13 protein-coding genes are annotated in these 14,276 nt (G+C 72.6%); 11 read left to right on the plus strand and 2 right to left on the minus strand.

Annotated elements, in window-relative coordinates; all coding sequences use genetic code 11:
- Positions 1-631: 631 nt before the first annotated feature.
- Entirely contained in the window at positions 632-2,071 is a 1,440-nt protein-coding gene (locus tag ACFP2T_RS46505) for a hypothetical protein (protein ID WP_377434099.1), read from the minus strand.
- Between ACFP2T_RS46505 and ACFP2T_RS46510 the strand changes: the two genes are divergently transcribed.
- Positions 1,973-3,073: a tetratricopeptide repeat protein gene (locus ACFP2T_RS46510; protein ID WP_417629222.1), complete on the plus strand. Its 1,101-nt coding sequence runs from the start codon at positions 1,973-1,975 to the stop codon at positions 3,071-3,073. The genes ACFP2T_RS46505 and ACFP2T_RS46510 overlap by 99 nt on opposite strands.
- Complete coding sequence (locus tag ACFP2T_RS46515) at positions 3,070-4,164, plus strand: HAD-IIA family hydrolase (RefSeq protein WP_377434103.1); 1,095 nt, start codon at positions 3,070-3,072, stop codon at positions 4,162-4,164. Before ACFP2T_RS46510 ends, ACFP2T_RS46515 begins: the two co-directional genes overlap by 4 nt.
- Before the next feature lie 21 nt (positions 4,165-4,185).
- Here ACFP2T_RS46515 and ACFP2T_RS46520 read toward each other — a convergent pair whose 3' ends face one another.
- On the minus strand, positions 4,186-4,524 hold the full coding sequence (locus tag ACFP2T_RS46520) for an SCP2 sterol-binding domain-containing protein (RefSeq protein ID WP_377434105.1): 339 nt from the start codon (positions 4,522-4,524) through the stop codon (positions 4,186-4,188).
- 119 nt (positions 4,525-4,643) lie between these two features.
- Here ACFP2T_RS46520 and ACFP2T_RS46525 point away from each other — a divergent pair, with 119 nt between their 5' ends.
- From ACFP2T_RS46525 to murJ, 9 genes are all read left to right on the plus strand, one after another.
- Positions 4,644-5,396 carry a phasin family protein gene (locus ACFP2T_RS46525; protein ID WP_377434107.1) on the plus strand — a complete coding sequence of 251 codons (753 nt, stop codon included), beginning with the start codon at positions 4,644-4,646 and terminating at the stop codon, positions 5,394-5,396.
- A 35-nt stretch (positions 5,397-5,431) separates the two neighbouring features.
- A complete protein-coding gene (locus ACFP2T_RS46530; protein WP_377434110.1) occupies positions 5,432-5,656 on the plus strand; it encodes a hypothetical protein in 225 nt (74 codons plus the stop codon).
- A gap of 24 nt (positions 5,657-5,680) precedes the next feature.
- Positions 5,681-6,517: a TlyA family RNA methyltransferase gene (locus ACFP2T_RS46535; RefSeq protein ID WP_377434113.1), complete on the plus strand. Its 837-nt coding sequence runs from the start codon at positions 5,681-5,683 to the stop codon at positions 6,515-6,517.
- A complete protein-coding gene (locus tag ACFP2T_RS46540; RefSeq protein ID WP_377434115.1) occupies positions 6,514-7,398 on the plus strand; it encodes an NAD kinase in 885 nt (294 codons plus the stop codon). Before ACFP2T_RS46535 ends, ACFP2T_RS46540 begins: the two co-directional genes overlap by 4 nt.
- A 103-nt stretch (positions 7,399-7,501) precedes the next feature.
- Positions 7,502-9,259, plus strand: a complete 1,758-nt coding sequence (recN, locus tag ACFP2T_RS46545; protein ID WP_377434149.1) for a DNA repair protein RecN — start codon at positions 7,502-7,504, stop codon at positions 9,257-9,259.
- A 178-nt stretch (positions 9,260-9,437) separates the two neighbouring features.
- Positions 9,438-10,616, plus strand: a complete 1,179-nt coding sequence (gene steA / locus ACFP2T_RS46550) for a putative cytokinetic ring protein SteA (protein ID WP_377434118.1) — start codon at positions 9,438-9,440, stop codon at positions 10,614-10,616.
- A gap of 48 nt (positions 10,617-10,664) precedes the next feature.
- Positions 10,665-11,600 carry a copper transporter gene (locus ACFP2T_RS46555; RefSeq protein ID WP_377434120.1) on the plus strand — a complete coding sequence of 312 codons (936 nt, stop codon included), beginning with the start codon at positions 10,665-10,667 and terminating at the stop codon, positions 11,598-11,600.
- On the plus strand, positions 11,597-12,460 hold the full coding sequence (locus ACFP2T_RS46560) for a hypothetical protein (RefSeq protein ID WP_377434123.1): 864 nt from the start codon (positions 11,597-11,599) through the stop codon (positions 12,458-12,460). Before ACFP2T_RS46555 ends, ACFP2T_RS46560 begins: the two co-directional genes overlap by 4 nt.
- A gap of 1 nt (position 12,461) precedes the next feature.
- Complete coding sequence (gene murJ, locus ACFP2T_RS46565; RefSeq protein WP_377434125.1) at positions 12,462-14,240, plus strand: murein biosynthesis integral membrane protein MurJ; 1,779 nt, start codon at positions 12,462-12,464, stop codon at positions 14,238-14,240.
- Positions 14,241-14,276: the final 36 nt, after the last annotated feature.

Below are 14,276 nucleotides of genomic sequence, written 5' to 3' on the forward strand. Positions count from 1 at the left end.
AGCGCTGATGGTACTGCACTCGGGAGGGTGTGGGAGAGTAGGACGCCGCCGGACATCTTCTAGTGCAGGGCCACCCAGTTGCGGGTGGCCCTGCACTGCGTGTTCCGGCGATATCGCCATGAGGAAGGATGTACCCGTGAGTTCAGGAGCGCACGGCGGAGACCGTCCGCGCCGCCAAGACGATCGTCCGGACCGCCGAGGCGGTTCCGGTGGATCCGGGTCGCGCGACGCTCGTCCGCCCTATCGCGGAGATCGCGATTCGCGCGGCAGCTCGGGCGATCGAGGCGGTTACCGGGGCGGTGACCGCCGCGCCGGAGGTGGTCGCGACGACGACCGCCGGGACCGGCCTGCCGCCCGGGACGGCGCGGGTGGTTCCCGGGACGGCGGCTACCGCCGGGACGGCGACGACCGACGTGGCGGCGGCTTCCGCAGCGGACCGGGCGGAGCTGGCGCCGCCGGCGGTCGGGATTCTCGCGGTGACCGCGACTTCCGGGCCGACCGTGGACGTGACGACCGGAGCGCCGGCGGTGCGGGATCCCGGGGCGGAGATTCGCGACCCGGTGGCTACCGTTCGGGGCCTCGGGATGGCGAGTCCGGCCGCGGGTATCGCGACAGTGGGTCGCGGGACGATTCACGTGGCGGCGGTGGAGGCTTCCGCGACGGTGGTGGCTACCGGCGCGCTGGCGATGACCGGCAGGGTGGCTTCGGCGGCGGCCGTTCCCGAGGCGGCGACTTCGGCTCTGGGCGCCAGGACTCCCGCCCGGGCTACCGCCCAGGCGGGCCGGGTTCGCGGGGCGGGAACCGGGAAGGCGGCTACCAGCCGTCCGCTCGACGTGACGACGGCCCAGGACGTGACAGCGCTCCTCGGGGCGACTACGGCCGGGACGCTCGCGAGGGCTCCCGAGATCATCGGGGTGGCGACCGCGACCAGCGCGCGGGCGGTTTCCGGGACGACGCGCGGCGGACCGACGACCGGCGTGGTGGTGGTTTCCGTGGCGACGGTGGTTCGCGTACCGGCTCTGGCGGCGATGACCGGCGTGGCGGCGGTTTCCGTGCCGAGGGTGGTTACCGGGGTGGTGCGCGTACCGGTTCCGGCGGTGACGACCGGCGTGGTGGTGGTTTCCGTGGCGACGGTGGTTCGCGTACCGGTTCCGGCGGTGACGACCGGCGTGGTGGTGGTTTCCGTGGCGACGGTGGTTCGCGTACCGGCTCTGGCGGCGATGACCGGCGTGGCGGTGGTTTCCGTGGCGAGGGTGGTTACCGGGGTGGCGACCGCGACCAGCGGGCTGGCGGCTTCCGGGACGACGCGCGGCGGAGCGATGACCGGCGTGGTGGTGGTTTCCGTGCCGACGGTGGTTCGCGTACCGGCTCTGGCGGCGACGACCGCCGTGGTGGCCGTGACTCGTACGGTGATCGTGACTCGCGTGGTGGCGGTTACCGGGACGATGCCCGCCGGGGCGATGACCGGCAGGGCGGTGGCTTCCGTTCCGAGGGCGGTTCGCGTACCGGCTCCGGTGGCGACGATCGTCGTGGCGGTGGTTTCCGCAGCGGGCAGTCGCGCGGCGGTGACAACCGAAGTGCTTCGCGTGGGACCGGAAGCGGGTTCCGGGGCGGCGAGGGCCGCCAGGACTCCGACAGCCGCAAGGGTGCGGGCTTCCGGGGTCCGGATCGGGACGGCTCCCGTGGCGCAGACCGCGGCGCACGTCGTGACGACCGGGACACGGCGCGCCCGTCGGGCGACCGCGCCGAGCGGCCGCGTACGGATGCGGGCCGACGAGGTCCGGCGGGGCGCGACGCCGCCGCCTATCCGCGCCGGAGTGACTCGGACCGGGGATCGGGCGGGGAAGCTCGGTTCGGTGCCGACCGGCGGGATCGGGGCGACCGGACGGCCGACGCGGCCCGGGAGCCACAGGGGCCGGCAATTCCCGACGAGATCGCCGCTACGGATCTCGACACCGCCGTCCGGGCGGAGCTGCTGTCCCTGGCCAAACCCGTCGCCGAGACGGTGGCGCGTCACCTCGTAGCGACGGGACAGTTGATCGACGAGGATCCGGCCCTCGCTCTGGAACACGCGCTCGCGGCGCGGCGGCTCGCCGCACGTATCGCGGCGGTGCGCGAGGCGGTCGGACTGGCGGCCTACCGGGCGGGCGAGTGGCAGACCGCGATCGCCGAACTGCGGACGTACCACCGGATGAGCGGACGACAGACGCATCTGGCCGTACTCGGTGACTGTGAGCGGGCACTGGGACGTCCGGAGCGGGCTATCGACCTCTACCGGGGGGCGGACCGTGAGGCAATGGATCCGGCCGGGGCGATAGAGCTGTTGATCGTGGCAGCGGGCGCCCGAGGCGACATGGGCCAGCGCGACGCCGCGGTGGCCATGCTCCAGGTACGCGAACTGACCGCTGCGACGACCGAACCGTGGGCGCCCCGGCTGCGCTACGCGTACGCCGATGCGCTACTCGCGGTCAACCGTCTTGACGAGGCGCGCGAGTGGTTCTCTCGGGCGGCCGACGCTGACGAGTTCGGCGAGACCGACGCTGCGGAGCGGCTGTTGGAACTCGACGGTGTGGTCCTCGAGGGCGACGACGACAGCGATGACGACGATGCCGGTACGGACGCCGAGCACGACGACGTGGACCTCGAGGCAGAGGACGTCGACGACGATGCCGGCTCACCCGGCGTCGACGACGTCAACGACCTCGATGACGATGACGACCTCGATGACGACGAGGACGAGGAGGATGACGTCGACGATGATGTCGCTTCCTCCGACGAGGCCGAGGACGCTCTAGAGGACGAGGACGAGGACGAGGACGAGGACGAGGGGTCTGAGTTGTCGGGCTCCGAGGTCGGTGCCGGGGAGGTGGCGGCGACCCCAGGCGACGTTTCCACCGAGTCTGCGCAGGCTGAGGAGCCGGTGTCGGAGGCCGTGCCGGCCGAGGTAGAGGCTGAAACCGCGTCGGCTGCGGTCGTGGAGCCGGAGCGGGCGGATGGCACGGACGGGGAACCGGACGGTCAGCGAACCGGCTCCGCCGGCCCGGACGGCCCGGCTCGGACCGCCGACTCGTGACCGTTCCCTCGCCGGGCAGCCGGCTGGTCGACGCGTACGACCTGGTGATCTTCGATCTGGATGGCGTGATCTATCTCGTCGACCGGCCGATCGAGACAGCGGTCGCGGCGGTCGGTCGGCTGCACGCCGAGGGGAAGCCCTTGGCGTACGCGACGAACAACGCCTCGCGGCGCGCGGCGGAAGTTGCGGCGTTGCTCTCCGGCATGGGCCTCGCCGTCCGGCCGGACGAGGTGCTCACCTCGGCGGCAGCGGCGGCGGGGCTTCTGGCCAACCGGTTTCCGGCCGACTCACCGGTGCTCGTGGTGGGCGCGGAGGCGTTACGGGCCGAGGTGCGTGCCGTCGGGCTGCGCCCCGTCACCCGACTCGAGGACGGTCCGGTAGCGGTCGTGCAGGGCTACGCGCCCGAGATCGGCTGGGCAGATCTCGCCGAGGCGGCGCTCGCGGTGCGGGCCGGAGCGGAGTGGTTCGCCACCAACACCGACCGGACGCTGCCGACGGCGCGGGGGCCCGTACCCGGGAACGGTTCGTTGGTGGCGGTGTTGCGGACGGCGCTGGAGCGGGAGCCCGACGTGGTGGTCGGCAAGCCCGCGCCCGCGTTGTTCACGGCCGCGGCCCGGCAGGCGGGCGCGACCCGGCCGCTGGCGGTGGGGGATCGGCTGGACACCGACATCGAGGGCGCGGTCCGGGCGGGACTTGACAGCCTGCTCGTCCTCACGGGGGTGACGAGGCCGGCGGAACTGCTCCATGCGGCTGTGTCGGAGCGGCCCACCTACGTGGCGAATGATCTGGGTGGGCTGTTCGACCCGGCCCAGGTGGTGCACCTGCCCAGCCACGTCACGGGTGAACCTGGGCCGACGGCATCCGGGTCCACGACAGGCGGTTTCACGGCGTCCGGGCCCACGACACCGGCGGCCAGCGGCTGGCAGGTGGTCGCAGACGGGGCGACGGCCCTGCTCACCGGCTCCGGGTCGAGCCTGGAGGCGCTGGGTGCGCTGTGCGCGGTGTCCTGGTCGGGGCAGCCGATCAGCACCGTCGAGCCGGAATCCGACTCCGCCCGGTCCGCGCTGAGAGATCTTGACTTGCTGCACTGACTGGCGCAGGATTCGACCGGTTCAGAGCAGCTTGCGCAGTTTAAGCAGATCGAATGGGTTGGCATTGATCGACATTTGCCGGGAGGCCAGCGCCTTGGGGATGTCCAGCTCGCCCCGGACCAGGCGGATCAGGTCGTCGCTGGTCGTACTCAACGCGACTTTCGCCTTAGGGTCGTCGCCGTCGGTCAGGTCGACCAGGCGTCCGCCGGTCAGTCGGCCATGGAACGCCGTATCGAGATCGGTGATCCGGCATGCCAGGGTGCGATCAAAATCGACCTGCTTGCGTACCTTGTCGGCGTTGGCGTCCATCCGGGCCGCCAAGTCATGCAACGCCTGCCGACACTCCTCAACGCTGGCCATCGCGTCGCCCCCTCGCCTCACGCCACGCCCGTTCCCCGGGCACGGTACCGCACTGGACGGGCCGGGGCGCCCGGTAGCGTGACATCCTGAACAGTCGGCACCCGCGAAAGGACCGAGGTATGCAGGACGCGTGGCGGGCCTACCTTGAGCTGGCCCTCGGGCTGACGGAGGCGTCGAAGAAGCGCGCCCAGACGGCCGCCAAGCGGCTGGTCGGGCAGAGTGGTGCCACGGCCGCCCAACTGCAGACCATGGCCGAGGAGCTGGTCTCCACGGGCATGGCCAATCGGGAGGCGTTGACGAAGATCGTTCGGGTCGAGGTCGACCGCGCGCTCGGCGTCCTCGGGCTCGCCAGCACGGACGAGGTCGCGGCGCTGGCCGACCGGGTACGCCGGCTGGAGCGGGAACTGGACGCGGCGCGGGCCGGCGGGCCGGGCGCGGGCGGCGCGGGCCGGGCTGCCGCTCCGACACCGCCGACCGGCACCCGGAAGTCCCGTACCTCGGCAAGCTCCACCGACGTCCGTCCGCCGGCCGGAGAGGCGGCCGGCGCGACGAGGGTGGGTCCGGCCGCGGCTGACCGCTCCACGGTGAAGAAGGCAGTGGCCAGGAAGACCACGGCGAAGAAGACCGTGGCCAAGAAGGCCGTGGCAAAGGCGATCGCGAAGACGGCGGTGGCCGAGAAGGCGGCGTCGGCGGGCAGCACCGACACCCCGGCGGCACCGACCAAGGCGGTCGCCAAGCGGAGCGGCGCCCAGAAGGCAGTGGTCGCGAAGAAGGCCGTGGTCGCAAAGAAGGCCGTGGTCGCGAAGAAGGCCGCTCCGCGGAAGGCCCCGGTGGCCAAGCGGTCGTCCGCACCCGGCAGCGGTGCGGCGTGAGTCAGGGACCCGTACCCCGCCCGTTCCGACCGGGGATGGGGGTACCTGGAGTTCCGCGGTCCGTTCCGGCGCCCGGTCCGGCGCCGGTCGCCGACCGGGACGACGACGCGGACGGCGCCGGGTCCGGCCATCCCGCCGTGGACGCGGTGCTCCAGGCAATGGCCAACGCGGCGAACCTGCCGCCGGCCGACCAGATCGCCCAGTACGAGGACGCGCACCGAACCCTGCGGGAAACCCTCGCCACCATCGACCAGGCGTAAGCCCAGTCCCTCGGAGAACCATCGATGGCACGTCGTACCCGGCTCGACGCCGAACTCGTCCGCCGTGGTCTGGCCCGATCGCGGGAGCAGGCCGCCTCGTTGGTCGAGGCCGGGCGGGTCCAGGTCCGTGGTGTACGGGCGCACAAGGTGGCGGCCATGGTGGACCCGGCGGACCCGGTCCGGGTGCTCGGCGCGGATCCGGCCACGGAGTACGTCTCCCGGGGCGGGCACAAGCTCGTCGGCGCCCTCGCGGCGTTCACCCCGGACGGGTTGCGGGTGACCGGCCGGCGGTGCCTCGACGCGGGCGCGTCCACCGGCGGCTTCACCGACGTCCTGCTGCGGTCCGGCGCGGCCGAGGTGGTCGCGGTGGACGTCGGGTACGGCCAACTCGCCTGGGCGTTGCGGGAGGACGACCGGGTACGGGTATTCGAGCGCACCAATGTGCGTACCCTGACCCCCGACACTGTCGGTGGCACCGTCGACCTCACGGTCGCGGATCTGTCGTTCATCTCACTCCGCCTGGTGCTTCCGGCATTGCGCGGATGTACCTCGCCGGATGGTGACCTGGTGCTGATGGTCAAGCCGCAGTTCGAGGTTGGCAAGGAGCGGGTCGGTAGCGGCGGGGTCGTCCGGGACCCGGAACTGCGCGCGGAGGCCGTCCTCGCGGTGGCGGGAACCGCCGCCGATCTGGGTCTGGGTCTGGCGGGCGTGGTGGCCAGCCCGCTGCCCGGGCCGAGCGGCAATGTGGAGTTCTTCGTCTGGCTGCGCCAGGACGCGCCGGCCCCGGACGAGGCGTTGATCAGGGCGGCGGTGGCGGCCGGGCCGACCAGTTCAGCCGTGGCGCGAGAGGGAGCCCGATGACCCGGACGGCACTGTTGGTGACGCACACCGGACGGCGGCGGAGCACCGAGCACGCCCGCACGGTGGCGGCGGATCTCATCGCGGCGGGCTTCGAGGTACGGGTGGTGGTCGAGGAGGCCGACGACCTCGACCTGCCCGGGGTGACGCCGGTGAGTCTGCTCGGTGCGGCCGAGGGCGCGGAGATCGTGTTCGCCCTGGGCGGCGACGGGACCTTCCTGCGGGCCGCGGACCTGGCCCGACCGGCGAAGGCGCCCCTGCTGGGTATCAACCTGGGCAAGGTCGGCTTCCTCGCCGAGGCCGAGATCGACGACGTGGACGAGGCGGTCCGGGACGTCGTCGACCGGAACTACACAGTGGACGAGCGACTAACCCTCGACGTCCGGGCGGAGTTCGAGGGCGGCCCGGTGATCGAGTCCTGGGCGCTCAACGAGGTGAGCGTGGAGAAGGGCGAGCGGGCCCAGATGCTCGAGCTGCTCGTCGACGTCGACGGGCGCCCGCTGTCCCGGTACGGCTGCGACGGCGTGGTCTGCGCGACGCCGACCGGTTCCACCGCGTACGCCTTCTCGGCCGGCGGGCCGGTGGTCTGGCCGGAGGTGGAGGCCCTGCTGCTGGTGCCGATCAGCGCGCACGCGTTGTTCAGCCGTCCGGTCGTCACCGCGCCGACGGCCACCTTCGCGATCACCGTGGACCCGTTCACCACCCTGGCGGTGCTCTGCTGCGACGGCCGGCGCGTCTACGACCTGCCGCCCGGAGCCAGGGTCACCGTGCAGCGGGGTGCGCTTCCGGTGCGGATCGTCCGGCTGCGGGCCCGGCACTTCACGGATCGGCTGGTGGCCAAGTTCGGCCTGCCGGTGCACGGCTGGCGGGGCAGCCGCCGGTAGCGCGGAAGCCTACGCTATCGGCGGAGGCGGACGGTCGGCTTCGACGATCGAAGGTGCGCGCCGGGTGGTCAAGTGTCGGGCCGCGCTACTACTGTCGGTGGCTGTGCTGGAAGAGCTGCGCATCACCGGGCTGGGCGTCATCGAGGACACCACACTGCTGCTTACCGGCGGTATGAACGTCATCACGGGTGAGACCGGTGCCGGTAAGACAATGGTGGTGACCGGCCTCGGCCTGCTCTTCGGAGGGCGGGCCGACGCGGGTCGGGTGCGTGCCGACCCTGGTCGTGCCGCCGTCGAGGGGCGGCTGCGGCTGACCGGGAACGTCGCGACCGCCGTACACGCCCGGATCACCGACGCCGGTGGCGAGCCCGACGACGACGGATCCGTGCTGCTGAGCCGTACCGTCACCGTGGAGGGGCGGTCCCGGGCACACGTGGCGGGTCGCAGCATGCCGGTGTCGATGCTGGCCGAGGTCGGCGAGCAGGTGTTGGCCGTACACGGTCAGTCGGACCAGCTCCGGCTGCTCCGGCCGGCCGAGCAGCGGGCCTCGCTGGACCGGTTCGGCGGGCCGGAGCACGAGAAGCTGCTCGACAGCCTGCGTGAGTCGTACACGCAGTGGCGGCGGGTCTCGGACGACCTGGCCGACCGGCGGCGCAACGCGCGCGAGCGCAACCAGGAGGCCGACCTGTTGCGGCTGGGCCTGGACGAGATCACCCGGGTGGACCCGCAGCCGGGCGAGGACGAGGAACTCAAGGCCGAGGCACAGCGCCTGGAACACGCGGAGGGCCTGCGTACCGCCGCGCAGACGGCCCAGCACTGCGTCGCGGGGGCGGCGGAGCCGACCGACGAGGCCGCCGACGTGACGACCCTGCTGGGGCACGCCCGGCGCACGCTGGAGGCCCAGGCCAGCGTGGACCGGACCCTCGGCGACCTGGCGGCCCGGCTCGAGGAGATGGCCACCCTCGTCGGCGATGTCGCCGCGGAACTCTCCAGCTACCTCGCCGTGCTCGACGCCGACCCGGCCAGGTTGCAGGTCATCTACGAGCGGCGGGCCGCGCTGCGCGGCCTGACCCGGAAGTACGCCGACGACGTCGACGGGGTGATCGCCTGGGCGGACCGGGCCCGGAACCGGCTGTCCGAGCTGGACAACTCCGACGAGCTGCTCGACGAGTTGGACCGGGAGCGGCAGCGGTTGGCCGGCGAGGTGACCGAGTTGGCTTCCCGACTCTCCGCGGCCCGCCGCGAGGCGGCGACCAGGTTCGCGGCGCAGGTGACCGTCGAACTCGCCGGGCTGGCGATGCCGCACGCCCGGATCGAGGTGGCGGTGCTGCCCCGGCCCGCCGGTCGGGCCGAGCCGACGCTCACCATCGACGGCGTCGAGGTCGGGGTCGGGCCGGACGGCGCGGACGAGGTCGAACTGCGGTTGCTGGCCCACCCCGGTGCCCCGGCGCTGCCGTTGCAGCGGGGCGCCTCCGGCGGTGAACTCTCCCGGGTGATGCTCGCCATCGAGGTGGTCTTCGCCGGCTCCGGTGGGCCGCCCACCCTGGTCTTCGACGAGGTCGACGCGGGGGTCGGCGGGCAGGCCGCGGTGGAGATCGGACGTCGGCTGGCCCGGCTGGCCCGCAGCCACCAGGTCCTGGTGGTGACGCACCTGCCACAGGTGGCCGCGTTCGCGGACCGGCATCTGGTGGTGGCCAAGGACACCGGCGGTGCGGTGACCACCAGCGGGGTCCGGGTGGTCGAGGACACCGACCGGGCCCGCGAACTGGCCCGGATGCTCGCTGGTTTGCCCGACTCCGATCTGGGTATCGCACACGCCGAGGAACTTCTGGCCGTGGCGGCCCGGGAGCGCCGTTCGTGAGGCCGTGCAATTGACGGAGAGCGTGTCGGGCGAACGGCGGCCACGGCCCGTGGTACCGAATCGAAGGGTGTGACGCCGACCACACCCAGTCGGGCATGAGTATGGTTCCCTTGGGGTGGCGGCCCTGCCCAGGCATGTCGCGACAGAAAGCTCGGCCCCACGTGCCAGGATGGTCAGGATGCGTTTACCCACGTTACGCCGGGCCCGGAGCGCGGAACCGGGCAAAGTTATCGGCACCGCGCGGCTCGACCGCCGGACGAAGCGCCTGGTCAGCCGGCTGCGTCCGGGTGACATCGCGGTCATCGACCATGTCGACCTGGACCGGGTGGCCGCCGACTCGCTGGTGGCGGTCGGCGTCGCGGCGGTGCTCAACGCCAAGCCGTCGGTCTCCGGTCGCTATCCGAACCTCGGGCCGGAGGTGCTGATCAAGGCGGGGATCCCCCTCCTCGACGATCTCGGTGAGGGCGTCTTCCAGCAGATCCGGGAAGGCGACACGGTCCGGATCGACGGCAACACCGTCCTGGTGGACGACGAACCGGTCGGGCACGGCAGCCGGCAGGACGCCGAGACCGTGGCCAAGGCCATGGCCGACGCCCGGGAAGGGCTGTCGGTGCAGTTGGAGGCGTTCGCCGCCAACACCATGGAGTACCTCAAGCAGGAGCGCGAGCTGCTGCTCGACGGCGTCGGTGTGCCCGACGTCGACACCCCGATCCGGGGACGGCACTGCCTGATCGTGGTCCGGGGGTACGACTACAAGGCCGACCTCGACGTGCTGCGTCCGTACATCCGGGAGTTCAAGCCGGTGTTGATCGGGGTCGACGGTGGGGCGGACGCGCTGGTCGAGGCGGGATACACGCCCGACCTGATCATCGGCGACATGGACTCGGTCACCGACGACGTGCTGCGGTGCGGTGCCGAGGTGATCGTGCACGCCTATCCCGACGGGCGGGCGCCGGGACTGGCGCGGGTGAACGGCCTCGGGGTCACCGCGCAGACCTTCCCGGCCGCCGCCACCAGCGAGGACCTGGCGATGTTGCTGGCCGACGGCAAGGGTGCCTCGCTCATCGTCGCGGTGGGTACGCACGCGACCCTCGTCGAATTCCTGGACAAGGGTCGGGGCGGAATGGCCTCCACCTTCCTCACCCGGCTCAAGGTCGGCGGCAAGCTCGTCGACGCCAAGGGCGTGAGCCGCCTCTACCGGCAGAGCATCTCCGGATCATCCCTGTTGCTGCTGGTTCTCTCGGCACTGGCCGCAATGGCGTCCGCCGTCGCCGTATCCACCGTCGGCAAGGCGTACCTCGGGGTGGCCTCCGAATGGTGGGACAATCTGGTGTTCCAACTTGAACAGCTCTTCTAAGCCCAGACTGCTGTCTTCTCGGCCCCCACTGATCAAGAGGCGTTCGTCGTGATCAATTTTCGGTACCACGTGGTGTCGCTCACCGCGGTGTTCCTGGCTCTGGCGATCGGCCTGGTAGTCGGCACCGCGGCGCTCAACGGCCCGGTCGCCGACTCGCTCAAGGATCGGGTCAGCGCGCTGAGCAAGAACAACGAACAGCTGCGTGAATCGGTGAACAGCCTGGAGACCGAGGTCAAGCGCGAGGAGGACTTCGTCACCGAGGCCGCACCGCACATGCTCAAGGGCACCCTCGCCGGTCGGCGCGTCCTGCTGGTCGTCCTGCCCAGCGGGGAGGAGCACGCCGAGGGGGTGACCGAAATGGCACGGCTGGCCGGAGCCTCGATCACCGGGCAGGTCAACATACAGGAGAAGTTCATCCACCCCGACAACAACTTCCTGTTGCTGGGCGTGGCGGCCAGGGCGGCCAGACCCACGATCCCCGACGTCGGGCTGCCCGGCAGCGACGGCGTCGAGAAGTCCAGCGCGCTGCTGACCAGTGCCCTGCTGGACCGTCCGGAGGGCGGCTCGCTGGTGACCGACGCGGACCGGCGGGCGGTGCTGGACGACTACAGCGAGGCCGGATACCTGACCGTGAAGGACAAGATCAGCGGGCCCGCCGAGGCGGTCGTGATAGTCAGCGGCCAGCCCTACGTCGACCGGGACGCGGCGAAGAAGGACGCGTCGGTGGTCCGGCTGGCCGACCAGTTCGACAAGGCCGGGGTGGCGGTCGTCGCCGGCAGCGGCAGCAGTGGCGGCAACCTCGTGGCGGAGGTGCGCCGCGACCCGGCGCTGTCCAAGACGATCTCCACCGTCGACAACGCCAACACCGTCGCCGGCCAGGTCGTCACCGCGCTGTCGCTCGGCCGGCAGTTCGCGGACAAGCAGGCCGGGGCGTACGGCGTCGGTGCCGGTGCCGAGTCCCTGCTGCCGGAACTGCCCGAGTGACGGCGAGGAGGACGGGCGCCCGACGCCGGGCGCTCGGCGTCGGCGCGGTGCTGGCCGGCGCGGCGCTGCGCGGCGTGCTCGCCGGCCCGTGGACGACCCAGTTGCAGCGCACCAACTTCCGGGGCCGCACCGTCACCCTGGCCGCCGGACCGGCGCTCGCCGCCGCGGCGGCCACCGGCGCCGCGGCGGGTGCACCGAGCCGACCGGCCGCCGCCGCGGCCCTGGTCGCCGGCCTCTCGGCCGGCGCGGTGGGGCTCTACGACGACGTGGTCGGGGCCCGGCCGGAGCAGAAGACCGCCAAGGGCTTCACCGGACACCTGGCCGCGTTGCGGCAGGGTCGGGTGACCAGCGGCATTGTCAAGATCGCCGGGCTCGGCGCGGCCGGACTGGCCGCCGCCGCCCTGCTCGCCGCCGACTCGAACACCCGGTCGGCCCGAGGCCGCCGGGCCGGCGGGACGGTGGACGTGCTGCTCGGCGCGGGAGTCATCGCCGGCACCGCGAACCTGGTCAACCTGCTCGACCTGCGTCCGGGACGGGCGCTCAAGGCCGGTGTGCTGCTCGGCACACCCCTGCTGCCCGGTCCGGCCGGTGGACTCGCCGCCGGCCCGGTCGGAGCCGCGACCGCGCTGCTTCCTGCCGACCTCGACGAGCGGGTGATGCTCGGCGACAGCGGGGCCAACGCGCTCGGCGCGCTGCTCGGCGTGGCGCTGGCCGCCCGTACCGGGCCGGTCGGCCGGGCCGCCGCGCTGGCCGCGATCGCCGCGCTCACCGCCGCCAGCGAGCGGGTCAGCTTCAGCCAGGTGATCCAGAACACCCGGGGGCTGCGCGAACTGGACGCCCTGGGCCGGCGACACTCCTGACGTGGGAACGCCGGCACCCCTTGCCGGCGCCGGTCGCGTTGCCGGCGCCGCGGCGCTGATCGCCGTACTCACCGTGGTCAGTCGACTGGCCGGGTTCGGGCGTACCGGGGTCTTCACCTGGGTGATGGGGGATAGGAACGACCTCGGTGGCATGTACGTGGTGGCGAACAGCATCCCGAACATCGTCTTCGAGATCGTCGCCGGTGGGGCGCTGGCCAGTCTCGTCGTACCGCTGCTGGCCGGTGCGGTGGCGGCCGGAGACCGGGCGGCGGTGTCCGCCACCACCGGCGTCCTGCTCACCTGGTCGGTGACCCTGCTGGTCCCGCTCGCCATCGTGGTGGCGGTCTTCGCCGAACCGATCGTCGCACTGATCTCGGACGGTCGGAGCGACGCCGAACTCGAGGCCGGGGCGCGGATGCTGCGGGTCTTCGCCCCACAACTGCCGCTGTACGGGATCGGCATCGTGCTCACCGGCGTGCTCCAGTCGTACCGGCGGTTCGCCTGGCCGGTCATCGCGCCGCTGCTGTCCAGCGTGACCGTGATCGGGGTGTACCTGGTCTTCGCCGCCGTGGAGGGGGTGCACGCGAGCATCGCCGACGTCGGCCGGAACGGGGAGTTGATCCTGTCCGCCGGCACCACGCTCGGGGTGGTGGTGCTCTCCCTGTCGCTGCTGATCCCGCTGCGCCGGCTACGGCTGCGACCACGACCCGGATACGGCTTCTCCGCCGACGCCCGGGCCAGGGCCGGCGGGCTCGCCCTGGCCGGTGCGGTGACCGTGATCGGTCAGCAGGTCGCCCTGGCGGTCAGCCTGAACCAGGTCAGCGGGGGACCGACCGGCGCACCGGTGGTCTTCAACCTCGCCCAGACCGTGTACCTGCTGCCCTGGGCCGTGCTGGCGGTCCCGCTCGCCGTCGCGGCGTATCCGACCCTCGCCGCCGCGCACGCGGCCGGGGACGAGGACGGCTATCGCGCGACGCTGGCGCCGACCGCGCGCCGGGTGCTGCTGTTCAGTTGCCTCGGCGCGGCGGTGCTGGTCGCGACGGCGGAGCCGGTGGCCCAGTTCTTCTGGCCGGGCAGTGGACCGGCGCTGGCCGCCGCCATCGCCGGCTTCGGCCCGGGACTGCTCGGCTACGGTCTCTTCGCGGTACTCACCCGGGCCCTGTACGCGCGCGGTGCGGCCCGACCGGCGGCCGCCGCGACCCTCGCCGGCTGGCTCGTGGTGCCACCCGCCGCGATCGGGCTGGCCGCAGTCCTGCCGACCGACTATCGGGTGTTCGCTGTGGGTGCGGCGAATTCGGTCGGCATGCTGGTGTTGGGGATGCTGCTGGCCGTGGTGGTCCTCAGGAGTGCCGGACCGTCCGCGTTGACCGGATTTACCAGGTCAGGGCTGGTGGGCCTGCTCGCCGGGACGGTCGCGGCGCTCGTCGGGGCGGCACTTGCGCACTGGTTGCCCGGTTTCGGCGGTGGTACCCCGGCGAGAGTTGACGCCCTCCTGCAGGGCATGCTGTCCGGAGCCGCCGTGGGCGTGGTGTTCCTCGCCGTCGCCTATCCGCTCGACCGGCACGACGTCCGTCCGCTGCTGGCGGCGGTGCGGCGCCGACTGCCCGGCTCGATGGGACGGGCCGGCTTGGTGGGGCAGGGCGACTCGGCCGGGGAGGGCGACTCGGCGGGGCAGGATGGCTCGGCGGGGCAGGATGGCTCGACGGGACGGGGCCTCGGGGGCCGGCGGAACACGGCCGGGCCGGGCGAGGACGACGGGAAGGAGCGGGTGTCGCGGTGAGCGAGCGGGGTGGGCCGACCCGACGGGCGGACCGCG

The organism is Plantactinospora solaniradicis (assembly GCF_042658085.1).
In the GTDB taxonomy this organism is placed as follows: domain Bacteria; phylum Actinomycetota; class Actinomycetes; order Mycobacteriales; family Micromonosporaceae; genus Plantactinospora; species Plantactinospora solaniradicis.